The organism is Pseudomonas sp. (genome assembly GCF_049653025.1).
Lineage (GTDB): Bacteria > Pseudomonadota > Gammaproteobacteria > Pseudomonadales > Pseudomonadaceae > Aquipseudomonas.
On the sequence record NZ_JBASFM010000014.1, the window covers coordinates 29,162 to 47,543 of the forward strand.

At 62.8% G+C, this 18,382-nt stretch carries 15 protein-coding genes; all 15 read right to left on the reverse strand.

All coding sequences use genetic code 11. The annotated features are described in order from the left end of the window. Window positions 1-6: 6 nt before the first annotated feature. The 15 genes from WBK23_RS11295 to WBK23_RS11365 all read right to left on the reverse strand — a co-directional run bounded on the left by WBK23_RS11295 (window position 7) and on the right by WBK23_RS11365 (window position 18,377). Entirely contained in the window at window positions 7-1,518 is a 1,512-nt protein-coding gene (locus WBK23_RS11295) for a sigma-54 interaction domain-containing protein (protein WP_424484121.1), read from the reverse strand. A gap of 10 nt (window positions 1,519-1,528) precedes the next feature. Then, window positions 1,529-4,132 (reverse strand): type VI secretion system ATPase TssH, encoded by a 2,604-nt coding sequence (tssH, locus tag WBK23_RS11300; protein WP_424484057.1) that lies wholly within the window; start codon window positions 4,130-4,132, stop codon window positions 1,529-1,531. An 11-nt stretch (window positions 4,133-4,143) separates the two neighbouring features. Continuing rightward, a complete protein-coding gene (gene tssG / locus WBK23_RS11305; protein ID WP_424484058.1) occupies window positions 4,144-5,181 on the reverse strand; it encodes a type VI secretion system baseplate subunit TssG in 1,038 nt (345 codons plus the stop codon). 76 nt (window positions 5,182-5,257) lie between these two features. Next, the gene (gene tssF / locus WBK23_RS11310; protein WP_424484059.1) at window positions 5,258-7,048 is read right to left on the reverse strand and encodes a type VI secretion system baseplate subunit TssF; all 1,791 of its coding nucleotides are present in this window, start codon (window positions 7,046-7,048) and stop codon (window positions 5,258-5,260) included. An 82-nt stretch (window positions 7,049-7,130) separates the two neighbouring features. Further along, the gene (locus WBK23_RS11315) at window positions 7,131-7,520 is read right to left on the reverse strand and encodes a hypothetical protein (RefSeq protein ID WP_424484060.1); all 390 of its coding nucleotides are present in this window, start codon (window positions 7,518-7,520) and stop codon (window positions 7,131-7,133) included. 7 nt (window positions 7,521-7,527) lie between these two features. Continuing rightward, a complete protein-coding gene (locus tag WBK23_RS11320) occupies window positions 7,528-8,502 on the reverse strand; it encodes a DUF6402 family protein (RefSeq protein WP_424484061.1) in 975 nt (324 codons plus the stop codon). Window positions 8,503-8,511: 9 nt separating this feature from the next. Continuing rightward, complete coding sequence (locus WBK23_RS11325) at window positions 8,512-9,036, reverse strand: PAAR domain-containing protein (RefSeq protein ID WP_424484062.1); 525 nt, start codon at window positions 9,034-9,036, stop codon at window positions 8,512-8,514. A gap of 9 nt (window positions 9,037-9,045) precedes the next feature. Then, the gene (gene tssE, locus WBK23_RS11330) at window positions 9,046-9,453 is read right to left on the reverse strand and encodes a type VI secretion system baseplate subunit TssE (protein WP_108489173.1); all 408 of its coding nucleotides are present in this window, start codon (window positions 9,451-9,453) and stop codon (window positions 9,046-9,048) included. Between the two features lie 8 nt (window positions 9,454-9,461). Beyond that, entirely contained in the window at window positions 9,462-10,937 is a 1,476-nt protein-coding gene (gene tssC, locus WBK23_RS11335; RefSeq protein ID WP_424484063.1) for a type VI secretion system contractile sheath large subunit, read from the reverse strand. 24 nt (window positions 10,938-10,961) lie between these two features. After that, entirely contained in the window at window positions 10,962-11,468 is a 507-nt protein-coding gene (gene tssB / locus WBK23_RS11340; RefSeq protein ID WP_424484064.1) for a type VI secretion system contractile sheath small subunit, read from the reverse strand. A gap of 33 nt (window positions 11,469-11,501) precedes the next feature. Further along, window positions 11,502-13,064, reverse strand: coding sequence for a type VI secretion system protein TssA (gene tssA, locus WBK23_RS11345; RefSeq protein WP_424484065.1), 1,563 nt, complete (start codon window positions 13,062-13,064; stop codon window positions 11,502-11,504). A 471-nt stretch (window positions 13,065-13,535) separates the two neighbouring features. Further along, window positions 13,536-14,441: a D-hexose-6-phosphate mutarotase gene (locus WBK23_RS11350; protein ID WP_424484066.1), complete on the reverse strand. Its 906-nt coding sequence runs from the start codon at window positions 14,439-14,441 to the stop codon at window positions 13,536-13,538. A 104-nt stretch (window positions 14,442-14,545) separates the two neighbouring features. Further along, on the reverse strand, window positions 14,546-15,922 hold the full coding sequence (locus tag WBK23_RS11355; protein WP_424484067.1) for a TRAP transporter large permease: 1,377 nt from the start codon (window positions 15,920-15,922) through the stop codon (window positions 14,546-14,548). Next, a complete protein-coding gene (locus WBK23_RS11360; protein WP_424484068.1) occupies window positions 15,915-16,460 on the reverse strand; it encodes a TRAP transporter small permease subunit in 546 nt (181 codons plus the stop codon). The genes WBK23_RS11355 and WBK23_RS11360 overlap by 8 nt, the downstream gene beginning before the upstream one ends. A gap of 39 nt (window positions 16,461-16,499) precedes the next feature. Continuing rightward, entirely contained in the window at window positions 16,500-18,377 is a 1,878-nt protein-coding gene (locus WBK23_RS11365) for a potassium transporter Kup (protein ID WP_424484069.1), read from the reverse strand. Between the last annotated feature and the right edge of the window lie 5 nt (window positions 18,378-18,382).

Here is an 18,382-nt window from a genome sequence, read left to right on the forward strand (position 1 = left end):
TAAGCCTTACACGTCAGCCGGGCTGATATTCAGCCGCTGCATGCGATACAGCAGGGTGCGGCGCGGCAGGCCGAGTTCGCAGGCGGCGCTGGTCTGGTTGCCACGGTTCTTGCGCAGGCAATCGAGCAGCAGGCTGCGTTCGACGCGTTCCATGCGTTCACGCAGGTTCATGCTGTGGTCGTCGGTGTTGCTGTCCTGGCGCAGATCGAAGTGCTCGGGCAGCAGCTCGCCGCCTTCACACAGCAGTACGGCGCGCTCGACCAGGCCCTTGAGCTCGCGCACATTGCCGGGGAAGGCATAGCTGGCCAAATGCTCCAGGGTGCGGTCGGCCCAGCGGCAGGGGTTGCGCTGCAGAAAGGCGCTGGCTTTGTCGGCGAAGTGTCGCGCCAGGGTCAGGATGTCCTGGTCGCGCTCGCGCAGGGCAGGCAGCTCGATGGGGAATTGCGCCAGGCGATAGAACAGGTCTTCGCGAAAGCGCCCGTCTTCCACCAGGCTGCGCAGGTTGTGGTGAGTCGCGGCGACGATGCGCACGTCGACCTTGTGTGTGGCGGTCGAACCCAGCGGCCGCACTTCACCTTCCTGCAATACGCGCAGCAGCTTGGCTTGCAGGCTCAGCGGCATATCGCCGATTTCATCGAGGAACAGTGTGCCACCGTCGGCTGCGTCAAACAGGCCCTGATGATCACGCTCGGCCCCGCTGAACGCGCCCTTGCGATAACCGAACAGCTCGCTTTCCAGCAGGCTTTCCGGCAGCGACGCACAATTCTGCGCGACGAAGGCCTTGCTCCGGCGGAAGCCGCAGTCGTGGATGGCGCGCGCCACCAGCTCCTTGCCGGTGCCGGTTTCGCCAGCCAGCATCACGCTGACCGGGTTGTGCAGCACCTTGCTGATCAGCTGGTAAACGCCGCGCATTGGCGCGCTGTCGCCGATCAGCCCGTAACCACTGGCGCACGGTGGCGCAATGCTGCTGGGTGCTGGCTCCGGGTGCGCCGAGCGCAGGCGTTGCAACAGATGCAGCTGGGCGATGACAAAGCTGCCGAGCTGCGCCAGCGAGCCGGCGAAACCCTGCAGGTCACGCGAGCGCTGGCTGGCGATCAGCAACAGGCCGCAGACGCGTTTCTGCTCGTCGAGCAACGGCTGGCACAGCAGGCTGCGCCAGGCCGGGCTGGCGTCCGGGAGGAAGCCGGTTTGATGCAGGCTGCTGTCCAGCTCGTTGAGGCTGAGCAGCTGGTTCTGGCACAGGCAATATTGCAGCAGCTGTTCGCCGTCGTAGTCACTCGGCAGGCTAGCGTCGGCGCGCGGTTGCAGCAGGCCGTCCTGCCATTCGGCGGACAGGGTCAGGCGGGTGTGAGTGTCGTCGAGCAGGTACAGCTGACTCAGCTCGCAGCCGGACAGTTGCGCGGCGCTTTCCACCAGGCCGCCGAGCAGGGCGTCGCTATTGGCCGCGCGCGCCAGCGTGGCGAAGCGTTGCAACAGCGCTTCGGCATAGCGCAGTGGCTGCGGCACCTGGCTGAACATCAGCGACACGTTAAGCGAACTCACAGACCACCGTCCCTTCGCCGTCCAGGGTGGCGTGTACGCGTTGCAGGCTTTCGCCACTGGCCATGGCGTCGAGCAGGCGGTCAACCACCAGCGGTTGCAGGTGCTGGTCGATCAGGTGATCGATCAAGCGCGCGCCGCTGTCGCTGTGGCTGCAACGCTCGGCGAGGTTTGCCAGCAGCGCCGGGCAATGGCTGAACTGCAACTGACGACGTTGCAGGCGCTCGGCGAAACGCGCGAGTTTGAGGCCGACCAGTTCGTTGAGCACCTCGCCATTGATCGGGTAGTACGGCACCACGCGCATGCGGCCGAGCAGAGCCGGCTTGAAGTGCTGGGTCAGGGCTGGACGAATCGCCTGTTCCAGGTCCTCGGCATCAGGACGCTGGCCGCCCTGGCAGAGGCTGGCGATACGCTCGCTGGCCAGGTTGCTGGTCATCAAAATCAGCGTATTGCGGAAGTTGATCTCGCGGCCTTCGCCATCATTGGCCACGCCCTTGTCGAAGATCTGATAGAAGACATTCATCACGTCCGGATCGGCTTTTTCCACTTCATCGAGCAGCACCACCGAGTAAGGCTTCTGTCGTACGGCTTCGGTGAGCATGCCGCCTTCGCCATAGCCAACGTAGCCGGGCGGCGCGCCGATCAGCCGCGAAACCGTGTGCTTCTCCTGGAATTCGGACATGTTGATGGTGGTGAGGAAGCGCTCGCCGCCGTACAACAGATCGGCCAGGGCCAGAGCGGTTTCGGTCTTGCCGACGCCGCTGGGGCCGACCAGCAGGAATACGCCCACAGGTGCATCGGCGCGGTTAAGGCCGGCGGCGCTGGCGCGCATCGAGCGATCCAGTGCCGCGATGGCTTGCTCCTGACCGCGTACGCGCAGGCCGAGGTCGCGGGCGAAGGTCAGCACCTTGCTGTTGTGCTCGCGGGCCAGCTGGCTTAGCGGTACGCCGGTCCAGTGACTGATCACTTCGGCGACCAGACGCGGGCAGACTTCGAAACTGACCAGGCGCTCATGCACCTGAGCGCTGGCCAGCTCGGCTTGCACGGCGCGTAGTTCGCCTTCCAGTTGCTCCAGCTGCACCGCCTGGCCGTCGCTGTTCTCGGCTTCGGTAGGGTTTTGGCGCAGGCTGGCGCATTGCTTGCGCAATTCCAGCAGGTGTTCGGCCAGTTCTCGCTGCACCGCCCAACGGGTTTCGATCTGCTCCAGCTCGGCGCGGGCCTGGCCCAGGCGGACTTCGAGCTGTTCGAGGATTTCGCTGTCGATTTTCAGGCCGGCTTGCATATCCCGGCCCATGGCCTCGCTCTGCCGTTCGCCTTCGGCAATTTCGCCGCGCAAGCGCTCCAGCGCTTCCGGTGCGGCAGCCAGGCTGATGCGCACGCGGGCGCAGGCGGTGTCGAGTACATCGACGGCTTTGTCCGGCAGCTGGCGGCCAGCCAGGTAGCGCGCGGACAGCTCGGCGGCGGCGACCACAGCGTCGTCACGCAGGTAGATGCCATGGCTCTTTTCATACACTGGTGCCAGGCCACGGAGGATGGTCACGGCTTCATCGACGGTCGGCTCATGCAGCTGCACCAGCTGGAAGCGCCGGGCCAGGGCTGGGTCCTTCTCGAAGTACTTCTTGTATTCGCTCCAAGTGGTGGCGGCGATGGTGCGCAGCTCGCCACGCGCCAGGGCGGGCTTGAGCAGGTTGGCTGCGTCGCCACTGCCGGCCTGGCCGCCGGCGCCGATCAGGGTGTGGGCTTCGTCGATAAACAGGATGATCGGCTTGAGCGAGCCTTTAACCTCATCAATCACGCCCTGCAGGCGGCGTTCGAACTCGCCTTTGACGCTGGCGCCGGCTTGCAGCAGGCCGAGGTCCAGGCACAGCAGTTCGACACCCTTGAGCGCGGCCGGCACTTCACCAGTGGCGATACGCAGGGCCAGGCCTTCGACGATGGCGGTCTTGCCGACACCGGCTTCGCCGACCACGATCGGGTTGCTTTTGCGGCGGCGGGCGAGGATGTCGATCATCTGGCGGATTGCGCCATCGCGGCACAGCACCGGGTCGAGTTTGCCGTCACGAGCCTGCTGGGTGAAGTTGTGAGTGAAGCGCGACAGGTTCGATTCGCCGCCTGCTGCGGGTTTACCGGCGGCGGTTTGCGGCTGCTGGGCCAGGGCGAATTCGCGCAGGCGCTCGGCATCCAGCTTGGCCAGTAGTGGCTGATAATGGCTGCCGGCATAGCGCATTGGATTGCGCAGCAGGGCGAGGATCAGCGCGGCTTCATCAACCTGGCTCTGGCCGAGCTCCAGGCTGGCGACCAGCAGAGCGTCCTGCAGCCATTGCACCAACTCGGTGGCAAATACCGGGTTGCGCGATTCGCTGTGCTCGCCACGCGGTTGCAGCGCGCGGGCCAGCTCGCCGGCTTCCACCTCGGCGTCCTGCAGGGCGCGGGGCAGCAAGCCTTCCGGGCGCTCAAGCAGGCCGAGCAGCAGGTCTTCCACGAGAATCTTGCTGCCGCCGCGCACCACGCAGCGCTCGGCAGCGGTTTCCAGGTCCTGTTTGCTGGCAGCGTCGAGGGCTTGCACTAGTTGCTGTAAATCGACGTTGATCATTTCATCAATCCTTAATGAGCTTTGCTGCCGAGGGTGACCACGCCGTCGGCGTTGTCACGCCCCAGCCAGGTGGTCCAGCCCAGCAGGCAGGGGTTGTCCGCGCCGAGGCGCAATTCGCGTATTTCGTCCTGGCGCAGTTCCAGGCGGATGTCGTAATCCAGCGGGTCGCGCAGGGTGAAGCGCACCAGCGCGCAGAGCGGTTGGTAGCCGCTGCCGATGGGCAGAAATTCATGGAAGCGATCCCAGTTCAACTGGCGTACATGGATGCGGAACTTGCCGCCGCGATCCCGCACGAACTCGCCGAGCACCAGGCTCTCACCCAGCTGGCTGTTGGCCAGACCGAGGCGGTTGCGCTGTTCGCCGAGGATTTCCACCTGGCGCTCCAGGCACTGTTCGATATGCAGATCGGCGTGCTTGAAGTAGTAGCGCAGCACCGACTCGATCAGCGCCGCCGAGTGGGCGCGCAGGCTGAGCAGGCCGAGGTAGGGCAGCAGGCGCTTCCAGTTCAGCTCCTTGGCCTGGCGGATGGTCGCGCCGCCGAGGCCGATCAGGGCGAACAGCTGCTCGGAAAAGGGGTCCAGTGCGCCACTCTGGAAGCGCGAGTGGTAGCGGTATTTCTGCCAGATCGGCAGCAGCAGGCGCTGCAGGCGGTTGTTGAACAGGTCGAGGAACGCGCGGGTCGGGTTGCCGTCTTCACTATCGCCCAACGCCTGCTCGCCATAGAAGGCCGGCAGCGGCGAGCCGGCCCCGAACAGGCTGACCAGGTTGATGCGCAGGCGTGCGCGCAACTCGCCGTGCTCCTCGAAGAACTGCACGCGATCGATATCGCTGCCGGGGAAACCCATGCTCGGGTTGGCCTGCAGTTCCAGACGCTGGTACAGCGCCTCCTCATCCAGTTCCGGATGGGCGGCATGCAAGCGTTCCAGCACCAGCTGCACACCCTGAAACAGGCTGTATTCGCGGATGCCCTGGCTAAGCCGGGTGAGACCCGGCTCAAAGTCTGCTGCGCGTCGGCCAGGCGGCGTTGCAGTCGGGCTCAGAATGCTCATTTACACCTCGTAAACTGCGCTTCTTCGCCCGCCTGCGCCTTGCTTGGCTCTAGCTCGCATGCCTTTGTGCAGGGTCTCATAGCAGGGGCTGTTGCCCCATGCGCGGCGTCCATTGGTACACCTCTCCCTGTGTGCTCTGCACGCGCAGCTCGTGGTACGAGTTGAGGCTGGCGTACAGGGCGAAAAATTCATTGAGTACCGAGGCGAAGAGAAACAGGTCGCCTTCGCCGACATAGCCCTCGGGGTTGATCGTCAATTGGGTGCGTACCCCGCGCACCGGCAGGCCGCGATGCAGGCGGTCGACGTGCTGGTGGCTGATGCTTTTCAGGCCGTCGAGCAGGCGCTTGCTGACCTTTTCCGCGTGCTGGTCGTAGTAGCGCGGCAGGTCGTAGGTTTCGAGGATCACCTTGAGCGCATCGACGTTGGCCAGCGACAGGTAGTTCAGCGACATATTGCTGATCAGCTTCCAGAGAAAGTCGCGGTGCAGCGGCGGCGCGTAGCTCGGCGTGACTGCGCTGATATTGCGGAAGGTGAGGAACTCCGGGGTGTCCTCGCAGGGCATGCAGATATCACCGAGGCCCAGCTGACGTGGCAGGTTCTGGTTGGTGCAGGTCAGCTCGATCGACAGCGTTTCGTGCTGATCGAGGTTGCGCAGGCCAAAGCTCAGGTAGGTTTCCAGGCCGTCGCCAAGCAGCGAAGGTTGCTGGCGCACGCTGTAGTGCGGGCGCGCCAGGGGCACGTCGAAGCTGGCGTCATGCTCGAAGGATTCGAACGGTACGTACTCTTCGTAACCCTTGCCGCCGGGCTTCCAACCGGTGACGCGATCCACCGAAAACACCCCGCAGTGCTGCGAGTCGAATTCGGACGGCAGCAACAGGTATTGGTCCTGCTTGCCGTCGAGGCGAATCGGGATGGCGTCATGGGCGAACAGGTTGACCACCGGCGTGCAGTACAGACGCACGTTGTCCAGGGTTGGGCGAATGCGCTGCACCCCGGCTTTCTGAATATCGAAACGCAGCTCGATGCCGCGTGCCTGCTTGAGCAGGTCTTCCGGCAGGCGCTTGAGCGCATCCAGGCCCGTCACATCGACGAACAGGAACTTGTCCTGGAAGGCGAAGTACTCCTGCAGGTAGCGGTAGCCGCGGAAGGTGTTCAGCGGATAGGGGATCAGCGCCTGGTCTTCGGCAAAACCCACCGGTTGCACGCTGCTGCTGGGCAATTGCAGGGCGGCGACGGGCTGGCCGTAGGCGTCCAGCAGCGGTTTGCCGGCACCGTCCAATAGCACCAGCTGAATGCCGCCCAGGTGGCGCAACAGGCTCAGGTACAGCAGCTGGCTGATATAGCGTTCGCCGGCCAGGTGCAGGCGCAGTTGCTTGAGGTCGATTTCACCCAGATGACCATCGGCGCTCATCGCCAGGCGCAGGCTGAGTAGCGCACCGTCGCCCTTGATCGAGTAGTCCAGCGCACTTAACGCCAGCGGCAGCACCTCGGTGGCAAACGCCGTGCGGAAACGGCAGGTCACGCCCTGGATCGGCTTGGATTCCACCGGCGTATTGCGCGGCACCGGCAAGGCCGGACCGGGACGCTTGAGCGGGTCGAACTGCAGCATGCTGAACGCCGGCAGCGGGCGCATATAGTTCGGCCACAGCAGGTGCATCAGCGAATGGGTCAGCTCCGGCAGCTCGTCATCGAGCTTCTGCCGCAGCCGCCCGGTGAGAAAGGCGAAGCCTTCCAGCAGGCGCTCGACATCCGGGTCGCGCCCGCTCTGCCCGAGGAACGGTGCCAGCGCCGGACTGCGCTCGGCAAAGCGCTTGCCGAGCTGGCGCAGGGCGGTGAGTTCGCTCTGGTAGTAGTGGTTAAAAGACATCAGGCAGGGGACTCCATGTCATTGCCAGTAAGGGCATCCTGTAGCTGTAGGTATTCACGCCAGCCTTCGGAGTGAGAGAGCATCAGCCGCACTCCGGCAAGGTCCAGCCTTCATAGCCGTCGTTCGTGGGGTAGATGGCGTTGCCGTTGACCCACTGCTCGCTCTCGGTATCGGCGAACTCGCGCTGCCAGAGCAGCCACTCCGAACTCTTAAGCAGGACATCGTCTTTGCGGTAAACCCGGAAGAACGCGTCGCTGCTGAACAGCTTCACGAGTTTGCCCGGCACACCGAGAGACGAATAAGCTGGGATGTAGGCGTTGATATAGCAGGACCTTGAGTCGCTCCAGGTGGTCGCATAGGGTTCGGTGTTACGGCTCAGGTCGAGCTTCACGTACAGCCAGACGGCCATGGGTGTCAGTACGAGTACTGCCAGCAGGGCTGCAAGTGCCTTGAAACGGAGTTTTCCAGACATACGGCTCTCAGATACTCGATGCGCGAGCGTTGAACTCTTTGAAGTCGGTACTGTTCAGGTGCACGACGATAGATACGGGGTAGTGCTTGACGGTGGAGAAAACGAGGAAATCACCTCCCTTTCTCAACTTCTTGCGGTAAGCGTTGAAGCTGCCGTTGGTTACTTTTACGTGGCGGACATCACCCTTATCGATGTACTCCGGCTCAGCGAAGTAATCGATGGGGCCGGGGCGAGTGACGCCTTGCTTGCTCCAATAACCCAGTAGCTGGTCGCCATCCACGTTTAGGAAGTCATAGGTATCGCGGACGTATAGGCCGATCTCTTCGATCTCGATGGCGGGGTAGCCGTGGTCGTTGGCCATGGTCCTGAACTTGGTAGCAGCGATCTTGATGGCAAAGCTACCAAGCGCTCCATATACGTCATCGAGGCCGTCAGTGGCCTTCTCCCAGGTAGTGGCACCGATTCGTATCAGGTTGAACTGAGAGGTGTCTTCCAACTGGACCGCGGAGAGGTTGCTGAAATCCTCGTATGCGTTCTGCAGCGTGTGGGCCTTCTCGTCGAGATGGCCGATGCGCTTCAAGCGCGTCATGAACAGAAGGAGCCCTCTGGACAACTGGTCGAGCGGTGTCTTCAGACGCCCGGCCATGGCATTGAACTCGGTAACATTGCTCAGTCCGGAAACCAGTTCTTCGACATCATCCTTGACCCTGGTAGAGCTACTAAAAAGCCAGTCGAAAGGAAGATCAGTGAGCAGATGGGTTGGGTCCAGGGTGCTGGGGGAAACGCTGCCACGCTTAACCTCTGTGGGTAGCTCATAAGCCGCATCGCTGAACCATTTGCGCATCAGGCGTGCCCCTTGCGTCCACTTCAGACTGTCCATGGCAAGTGGGATGTCGGTGATCTTGAAAGTCTCCACTGCCGTTTCCTTGCCAGCGGTCTGGCTGGAGGGACTGAGTTTGGAGAGGATGGGGGCGATGATCATGCGTGCTCCTTATGCAATGACCAGGGTGGTTTGCGGTTCGAGTGTCAGCGCCACGTTTTCGGCTTTGTGGGCGCTAATGAGTTTGGTCTTGCCGTTTCTATCGGTTGTACCTGTTATGACCTGACCGGATTCGGTTTCCAGTCGATAAGGTTGATCGGCAAGCGGTTCTCCCGTGATCGAGTCGCGAATGATGAAGTGCTCATTAAAGACACCTGCCATCACAACCGGAGTGGGCGCAATAAACGCTGCCCCACCTCCGCTAGTCCCGATAATCACCGTCCCCGACCCGCCTACTACCACGTTGCCATGGTTGCCCAGGGTACCGAGGGTGGTCGCCGGTTTGCCGTTGATCAGCACGGTGGGGATGACTGCGCTGGCCAGTTTGCTGCCGCAGGCGGTGGGGTCGCCCATGCGGGCGGCGGACAGGTTGTCGAACAGCACGTCGGGGGAGCCGGCGACTATCGGATTGGTGCCGTGGCCGGGAATCGGGCAAGCAGTGGGGTCGCTGACGCGGGCTGCGGGTTTACCGGACATGGGCTCTCCTTAATTGACCTTGACCTGTCCGCTGCCGTCCAGGCGCGCGGAGAAACTGACTTGGCGTTTAAGGCCGTCCACTTCCAGCAGGCCTTCGATGGCAAAGGCCAGGCTCAGCGGGTTGTTGTCGCGGGGCAGGGAAATCACCCGCACGTCGCTTAAACGCGGTTCGTACGCTTCGATAAAGCGTTCGATGGCGATACGCGCCTGCTGCAGCGAATCGTGCAGCGACAGGCGCATATCGTTGAGATCGGGCAACCCGTAGTCGGGCAGCGTTTGCACGCTGCCCGCCCGGGTGCTGAGCATTTTCGCCAGGTGGGTAGCCACCGACGCCATGGCGGCGACCTCGCGGCTCCAGCCAGCACGCTGGCTGGCTTCACCGCCGAGGCGTTCGAATAGGCTTCCGTACCCGGCCATAAGGATGCTTATTCCTTGTCCAGCTTGCCGACGAGCGACAGGGTGAAATCGGCACCCATGTACTTGAAGTGCGGGCGCACGTTGAGGCTGACGCGGTACCAGCCCGGCTCACCATCAACATCACTGACGATCACCTGAGCGGCGCGCAGCGGACGGCGGCTACGTACTTCGGAGCTCGGGTTTTCCTGGTCGGCAACGAACTGGCGGATCCACTTGTTGAGTTCCAGCTCCAGGTCGGTGCGCTCTTTCCACGCGCCGATCTGCTCGCGCTGCAGCACTTTCAGGTAGTGGGCCAGGCGGTTGATGATGAACATGTACGGCAGCTGGGTGCCGAGCTTGTAGTTCAGTTCAGCCGTCTTGCCTTCTTCGCTGATGCCGAAGAACTTCGGCTTCTGCGCCGAGTTGGCGGAGAAGAATGCGGCGTTGTCGCTGCCTTTGCGCATGGTCAGGGCGATAAAGCCTTCTTCGGCCAGCTCGTATTCACGACGGTCGGAGACCAGCACTTCGGTCGGGATCTTGGTTTCGATCTCGCCCATGCTTTCGAAGTGGTGCAGCGGCAGGTCTTCTACCGCGCCACCGCTCTGCGGGCCGATGATGTTCGGGCACCAGCGGAACTTGGCGAAGCTGTCGGTCAGCTTGGAAGCGAAGGTGTAGGCGGTGTTGCCCCACAGGTAATGCTCGTGGCTGTTGGCGACGTTCTCTTTGTAGACGAAGGTCTTCACCGGGTTGTCTTCCGGATCGTAGGGGTTGCGCAGGAGGAAGCGCGGTACGGTCAGGCCGACGTAACGGGCATCTTCCTGCTCGCGGAAGCTCTGCCATTTGGCGAACTGCGGGCCTTCGAAGTGATCTTTCAGATCCTTCAGGTCTGGCAGGCCGGTGAAGCTTTCCAGGCCGAAGAATTTCGGGCCGGCTGCGGCGATAAACGGCGCGTGGGACATGCTGGCGACGCTGGCCACGTATTGCAGGGTCTTGACGTCCGGTGCGCTCGGGTCGAAGAAGTAGTTGGCGATCAGCGCGCCGACCGGCTGGCCACCGAACTGGCCGTATTCGGCGGTGTAGATGTGCTTGTACAGGCCGGACTGGGTGATTTCCGGGCTGTCTTCGAAGTCATCCAGCAGATCCTGCTTGGAGGCGTTGATGATCTCCAGCTTGATGTTTTCGCGGAAGTTGGTGCGATCCACCAGCAGCTTGAGGCCGCGCCAGGAGGATTCCAGTGCCTGGAATTCGGCGTTGTGGAGGATTTCGTCCATCTGCCGGCTGAGTTTGGCGTCGATCTCCGCGATCATGCGGTCGACCATGGCCTTTTTCACCGGCTCATTTTCGTTCTGCGGCTTCAGCAACTCTTCGATAAAGGCCGACACGCCACGCTTGGCGATGTCATAGGCTTCGTCGTCCGGAGTCAGTTTGGTCTCGGCGATGATGCGGTCGAGAATGCCGAGTTCGGCGGCGCTGCGGCCGCTTTCCACTGCTGCACTAGTGCTCATGAATTAGCTTCCTTGTTAATTGGATCAGGAGTCCAGCTTGGCTTGGGCGGCCAGGCCGAGTTCGCCGAGCACGCGGTCACGCGAGTCGTCGTCGGCGAGTACGCTTTCGATCGCCTTGCGGAAGGCCGGGGCGTTGCCCAGTGGGCCTTTCAGGGCAACCAGGGCGTCGCGCAGTTCCATCAGCTTCTTCAGCTCGGGCACTTGCTCGACCAGGTTGGCCGGGTTGAAGTCCTTCATCGAGTGGATGCGCAGCTGCACGGCCAGCTCGTCGCCTTCGGCTTCGTCCTGCAGGCGGTTGGGTACGCCGAAGGTCAGGTTGAGTTCCTGCTTGGCCAGCACTTCGTCGAAGCTGTTCTTGTCGATGCTGATCGGCTTGCGGTCTTCGATCTTGCGATCGTCGGCGCGCTGGGTAAAATCACCCAGAACCATCAGTTTCAACGGCAGTTCGATCTCTTCCTGAGCACCGCCGGTGGCGGGTTTGAACGTGACGTTGATGCGTTCCTTGGGGGCTACCGAGCCTTCTTTGGCCATGGTCATTCTCCGTTATGGTTATGGCCCGAGGGCCTAGTCCAGTACCACTTCAAGATCGAGGTGGCACAACCTGCGGTAGATCTCTTCCTTGCTTTCACGCACCGCGTGGTTCTGCGGCAACAGCTCACAACAGCTGTGCAGCATGCGCAGTACATCCAGGGCGAGATCGGGTTCCCAGTCGCTTAGGCCTGCGGCCTGGAGCGTCTGGTCGAGCGATTCGAGTTGGGTCTTGGCCAGTTCGTACTTCTTGGCGCTGTAGCACAGGCGCGCCAGGGTCAGCTGCCAGAAGAAGCGTTCGCGGCCGCCACGAGCCTTGGCCAGGCCGAGCTTGAGCTGCTGCACGGCGGATTTGAGACCGTCTTTGCGCAGCCGCGGCAGGGTTTCCTGCAGGGCGATTTCCCAGGCTGGCTGGCTGTCGCCTTCGTTGGTCACGGGCGCGCTGGTGTTCGTCGGGGCTTGCAGATGCGGCATCACATGGGAGCTGAGCCAGGCGCGGGTCTGCGCATCGGCAAAGGCGCTGCCATCGTGGTAACGCAGTTCTTCCAGGCCGCTCATGCGCTGCAGGAACAGCGCCAGCTGGATTTCCACTTCGCGCATCGCCTGTTCGGCGTCCAGGCCTTGCAGGCATTGCCAGACCAGATGCTGACCGTCGAGCCAGAAGGGCGCGCGGGCGATGCTGGCTTCCAGGTCGACCAGCAGGTCGGCGTATTGGCCGTTCTGGTAGCGCTCCTGGTAGCTGGCCAGTTTGTCGGCAGGCAGGCCACGCAGGGCGGTAATCTGTTCGGGGTTGCGTTCCGGCAGGCTGTCGATCGGTAGCCACAGCAGGGTGCGCGCCAGGCGCAGGGCGCGCAGGTCGCTGGCTTTCTGTTTGAGCCAATACGCGCACAGCGGTCGGGCCTGGTCTTGCAGGCTGCGCAGGCTCTTGTGTGCATCTTTTTCGCTTTCAACCGGTGCGCCGGGGGTGAGGATTTGGCTGGCGACTTGTTTGACCTGGGCGATGGCGGCACCGACGCTGCCGGGCTCCGGTTGGCCTTGGCTGGCACGGTTGACCAGCTCATCCAGGCGGCGGCACAGCGGCAGCAGCAGCGGCGCGTCTTCACCCAGGTGTTCGGACAGGCAGGCCTCGAGGGTGCGCAGTTGTTCGGCCAGGGTGCGGAACAGCGCCAGCTGTTCGCCAATCGGCACGTGCTCGGCCAATGCCTGTTCCAGGCGCGGGATCAGCCAGCTGATGGCGGCGGCGCGGGTACGCGGTTTGCGTGGGTGCAGTTCGTGCCAGTGGTTGAGGCACAGGTAATGCAGCAGGCTGAAGCCGGCCTGCAAGCCGGCGAAGGATTCGCGCTGGTACAGGCCCCAGATCAGCCAGGCGGCAACACGCAGATCCTTGGAGTGGGCGCTGAGCAGTATCTCGCTGTTTTCGCGGACTTTCTGCCAGTCGATCGCGGCGGTTTCATGCAGCGCCGTGGCCTTGCCCAGTTCGCTCTCAAGTACTTCATATTCCGTGGAATAACGGACATCAGTGCCGGCAAAGTTCCCTTCATTAATAGGGAGTTTGGCCAGCTCTAAATAATGAGCGGTGAGCTTGTTTGAATAGGTCATTCCATGACTCGGTTATCGATGCGGATAACTTCGAAGAAGCCGACCTGATTTCCTACTGGTCGCTTGTCGCACACTAAAGTGCGCCAAAAGTTGCGCACTTAGATGTGCAACAAGTTGCGCATGTCCCTAGTGAGGTGGGCATCCTAGCCGCATGAAGAGTGTCGGACAACCGTAGAAAGTGTGAAATATGTAACAGTGGTCGATATTGGGTGGTTAATTACTGGGACGCTAGTTCCTAAAAAATGTGAGAGCTAATGCACAAGTAAATTAACCCTGAAGATCATGTAGGGATATGGCTATCTATATGTAAGTAATTGCTTACTGGCAAACTAGTGGCAGGTCACAGAAGTTGCACTTGTGCTGCAAGTTAGTGTGACGCAGTGCAGGTTTTACCGGGTTGGCGAGTGACGGGTGCCTTGCGGCCGACCCTGGGCTGGTTCGGCGCGGGAGGGGTGATAAGCCGTTGGTCGGTTAATGCCCGAAGGGCTCAGTCCAGAGACTCAAGTCGAGCCGATGCTGTTCTCCGGCGTGCAGCACGCGAATGTCGTCCATCACGTTGGCGTGTTCGATGCACAGCATGCCTTGCCAGGCGTCGGCGGCGAATTGCGACAGGCGTTGCGCCTTGTCCGTCCAGGGGTTCCACAGCACCGCCGAATTCGAGCCGCTGCTGTGCAGGTGGATGCGCCGCTGCCAGGCGCGGTCGAGGATGCTCAGTTGCGCTGGGGTGCCCTGGTAGATGCGGTCGGTTTCGCCAGCAAACTGCAGTGCGCCGTCATGCTGGCGCTGCTGCCAGTCTTCCAGGGTTTCGAGGTAGCGGCAGCCGTGCAGGCCGTCGACTGCGACCTGGCGGATATCACTCACGGCAAAGTAGCTGTGCAGTGCCTGGCTGATGGCCAGCGGCGTGTCGCCCAGGTTGCGGCTGTTCAGTTCGATATGCAGGCGGCCATCCAGGCGAACGCGCAGGTGCAGTTCGGCGGCATGTGGCCAGTCGGCCAGCGGCTGGGTGGCGCTGTTGAAGACGAAGTCGAGCTGGATGCCGTCGTCCAGGCTGTCGATCCCGAGCAGTTGCCAGTCGAGGCTGCGCACCAGGCCATGGGCGGGCGCAGTGTCGGGGTGCCGATGCATGGCCTGTACCGCCTGCGGGTTGCGTTGCAGGTTGCCGAACCAGGGCCAGCAGATCGGTACGCCACCGCGCACGCCGTGACCGCGGCGGTAGGCGGCCTGGTCGCTGAGCCAGATCAGCGGCGGCTGTTGGTCTTCCTGGTAGCTGAGAATTTGCGCGCCTTGTTGGCTGATCAGCAATTCGCAGGCCTCATAGCGCACCCGCCAGCAGGTCAGCTCGTCCAGTTCGAGGCGTTCAACGTGGGATCTGGCCATGGTCATGCTCGCGGCGGAGTGGTGGGGAGGGTGCTATTGGAGCCGATCTGCCGTGCAGAAAGCAAAATGCCCACCGGGCGGTGGGCGTTTATCGAGGGTGGCGGCTACTGGCCGTACACCTGCTCGGGCAGCCAGGTGATCAGCCCGGGGAAGAGGTAGACGATCACCAGCATCAGCAGTTGCAGCAGGATAAAGGGCACCACGCCCTTATAGATGGTGCGGGTGGGAATGGCCGGCGGGGTGACGCCGCGCAGGTAGAAGAGGGCGAAGCCGAATGGCGGGGTGAGGAACGAGGTCTGCAGGTTCAGTGCGATCATCACGCCGAGCCACAGCGGGTCCATGCCCATGGCCAGCAGCACCGGGCCGACAATCGGCACCACGACGAAGATGATCTCGATAAAGTCGAGAATAAAGCCGAGCAGGAAGATTACCAGCATCACCAGGAAGAACGCGCCGAGCACGCCGCCGGGTAGTTGGGCGAACACATCCTCGATCAGCACTTCGCCGCCAAAGCCACGGAACACCAGGGAAAACAGCGAGGCACCGATCAGGATCATAAACACCATGGCGCTGATTTCGGTGGTGCCGTAGGCCACCTCGCGCAGCTGGCCGAGGTTGAGCTTGCGTTTGCTCAGGGCCAGCAGCATGGCACCGAGCGCACCGAGTGCCGCCGCTTCGGTCGGCGTGGCGTAGCCGGCGAGAATTGAGCCGAGCACCGCGCCGATCAGGATCAGCGGCGGCACTAGGGCATTGAACAGCTTGCTCCATTCGATCGGGCCGAGTTCTTCCTGCGGCAGCGCCGGCAGTTTCTTCGGCTGCAGGATGGCGATGGCGATGATGTAGAGGATGTACAGGCCGACCAGCAGCAGGCCGGGGATCAGCGCGCCGACGAACAGGTCGCCGACCGAGACGGTCTTCGGCGAGAAGATGCCCATCTTCAACTGCGCCTGCTGGTAGGCGCTGGACATCACGTCACCCAGCAGCACCAGCACGATCGATGGCGGGATGATCTGCCCCAGGGTGCCGGTGGCGGCCAGGGTGCCAGTGGCAATCGCCGGGTCGTAACCGCGGCGCAGCATGGTCGGCAGGGCCAGCAGGCCCATGGTCACCACGGTGGCGCCGACGATGCCGGTGGATGCCGCCAGCAGCGCGCCGACCACGCACACGGAAATCGCCAGGCCGCCGCGTAGGGTGCCGAACAGCCGTGACATGGATTCCAGCAGGTCCTCGGCGACGCGGCTCTTCTCCAGCATCACGCCCATAAACACGAACAGTGGCACCGCCAGCATGGTCTGGTTATTCATGATGCCGAACAGGCGGTTGGGCAGGGCGCTCAGGTAACTGCCATCGAAGCTGCCGGTGAGCACGCCGAGGCCGGCAAACAGCAGCGATACGCCGCCGAGGGTGAAGGCCACCGGGTAGCCGGCCATCAGGGCCACGCAGATGCTGACGAACAGCAGAATCGCCATCAACTCAGCCATGCTCCACCTCCGTGTCTGGTCCGTGACCGGCCAGCAGGTAGGCGCACTTGATCAGTTCGGCAATGCCTTGCAGCACCAGGCTGACGACCAGCAGCAGGATGATGCTCTTCTGCAGGTAGACGAGTGGCAGGCCGCCCGTTTCGCTGGATCCCTCCAGGGTGGCCCAGGCATTGCCGACGTATTCCCAGCTGCTCCAGCCGAGAAACAGGCACAACGGCAGGAGCAACAGCACGCTGCCCAGGCTGTTCACCAGGGCTTGGCGACGACGGCTGAACGCCTGATAGAAGATATCCACGCGCACGTGGCTATTGCGTTGCAGCGTCCAGGCGGCCGCTCCCATAAAGACCAGTGCGTGGCCATACAGCACGGCCTCCTGCAGGGCGGTGGCACCGATGCCGAAGCCATAGCGCAGCACCACCACGATGGCGGTGCCCAGCACCAGAAACACGGTCAGCCAGGCGCAGGCCTTGCCCAGTGCGGCGTTGAGCGTGTCGATCAGCTGTGCCAGGCGGCGCGGCAGGGGAAGCGTGGTGGGCATCTACGGTCCTTGGGGAGATGGGTGATGGCTGGCGCGGGTTCAGATCTCGACCTGGGTGCCCAGTTCGATCACCCGGTTGGTCGGCAGCTGGAAGTAGCGCAGGTTGCTGTTGGCATTCTTCAGCAGGAAGGCAAACAGCGACTCGCGCCAGGCCATCATGCCGATGCGCTTGGTGGGGATGATGGTTTCGCGGCTGAGGAAGTAGGTGGTGCTCAGCGCGGTGAAATCGAGGAAGTCATGCGGGTTTTTTTCCAGGGCCGCCGGCACGTTGGGCTCATCCATATAGCCGAAGTGCAGCACCACGCGGTAGAAACCCTCGCCGAAGCTGTCGACCTCGAAGCGCCTGGCCACGGGCACGTGCGGGTTATCGGCGATGTTCACCGTGAGCATCACGACCTGCTGGTGCAGCACCTGGTTGTGCAGCAGGTTGTGCAACAGTGCATGCGGCACTGCATCGGCCCGCGCGCAGAGGAATATGGCAGTGCCACGCACCCGGTGCGGCGGCTGCAGGGCGATGCTGGAGACGAACATCGGCAGTGGCAGGGCGCTTTCGTCGAGGCGCTCGACCAGCAGTTCGCGGCCGCGTTTCCAGGTGGTCATCAGGATAAACAGGGCGATCCCGGCCAGCACCGGGAAGGCCCCGCCTGCGACGATCTTGGGGATGTTGGCGGCAAAGAACAGCGCGTCGATCACGAAGAAGCACAGCAGCAGGGGAACCGCCAGCCAGGGCGAGGTTCGCCACAGCAGCAACATCACGGCGGCCACCAGCAGGGTGGTGACCAGCATGGTGCCGGTCACCGCAATGCCATAGGCGGCGGCCAGGGCACCCGAACTCTCGAAGCCGATCACCAGCAGGATCACCCCGACCATCAAGGCCCAGTTGACCACGCCAATATAGATTTGCCCTTCCTCGTTGCTGGACGTGTGCTGGATCTGCATGCGCGGCACAAAGCCGAGCTGGATGGCCTGGCGGGTCAGGGAGAACGCGCCGGAGATCACCGCCTGCGAGGCGATGATGGTGGCAAACGTGGCCAGGCCGATCAGCGGGATCAGCGCCCAGGCCGGTGCCAATAGGTAGAAGGGGTTGCGCGCGGCCTCGGGGTTGTCCAGCAGCAGGGCACCCTGGCCGAAGTAGTTGAGCACCAGGCCGGGCAGCACCAGGCCGAACCAGGCACGGGCAATCGGCTTGCGGCCGAAGTGACCCATGTCGGCATACAGCGCCTCGGCACCGGTCAGCGCCAGCACCACGGCGGCGAGGATGGTGATACCGATACCCGGATGGCTGATAAAGAAGTTGATGGCCCACCAGGGGTTGAGTGCATGCAGCACTTCCGGGTGGCGGGTGATGCCGTAGATGCCGAGCGCGCCGAGGGTGGTGAACCACAGACCCATGATCGGCCCGAACAGGATGCCGATGCGCGCGGTGCCGTGTTTCTGGATCAGGAACAGGCCAACCAGCAGGATCACGGTGATCGGTATCACCCAGTGGCCGACGCCCGGCAGGGCTACCCCAAGGCCCTCTACCGCCGAGAGTACCGAGATCGCCGGGGTGATCATGCTGTCGCCGTAGAACAGCGCCGCCCCGGCCAGACCGAGCAGTACCAGTAGGCGCGACAGCCGCGGATAAGCCTGGGTGGCGCGGCGGGCGAGGGCAGTCAGGGCCATCACGCCGCCTTCGCCTTCGTTGTCGGCGCGCAGGATCACCAGCACGTACTTGAGCGTGACCACCCACATCAGCGACCAGAAGATCAGCGAGAGAATCCCGTAGACCCCGTCCGGATTGACGTTGACGCCGTAATGGCCGGCGAAGACTTCCTTGAGGGTGTACAGCGGGCTGGTGCCGATATCGCCATAGACCACGCCGAGGGCGGCGGTGGTCAGGCTCAGGGTGCCGCTGTTGCTGCTCGAATTGCTCATGGCCG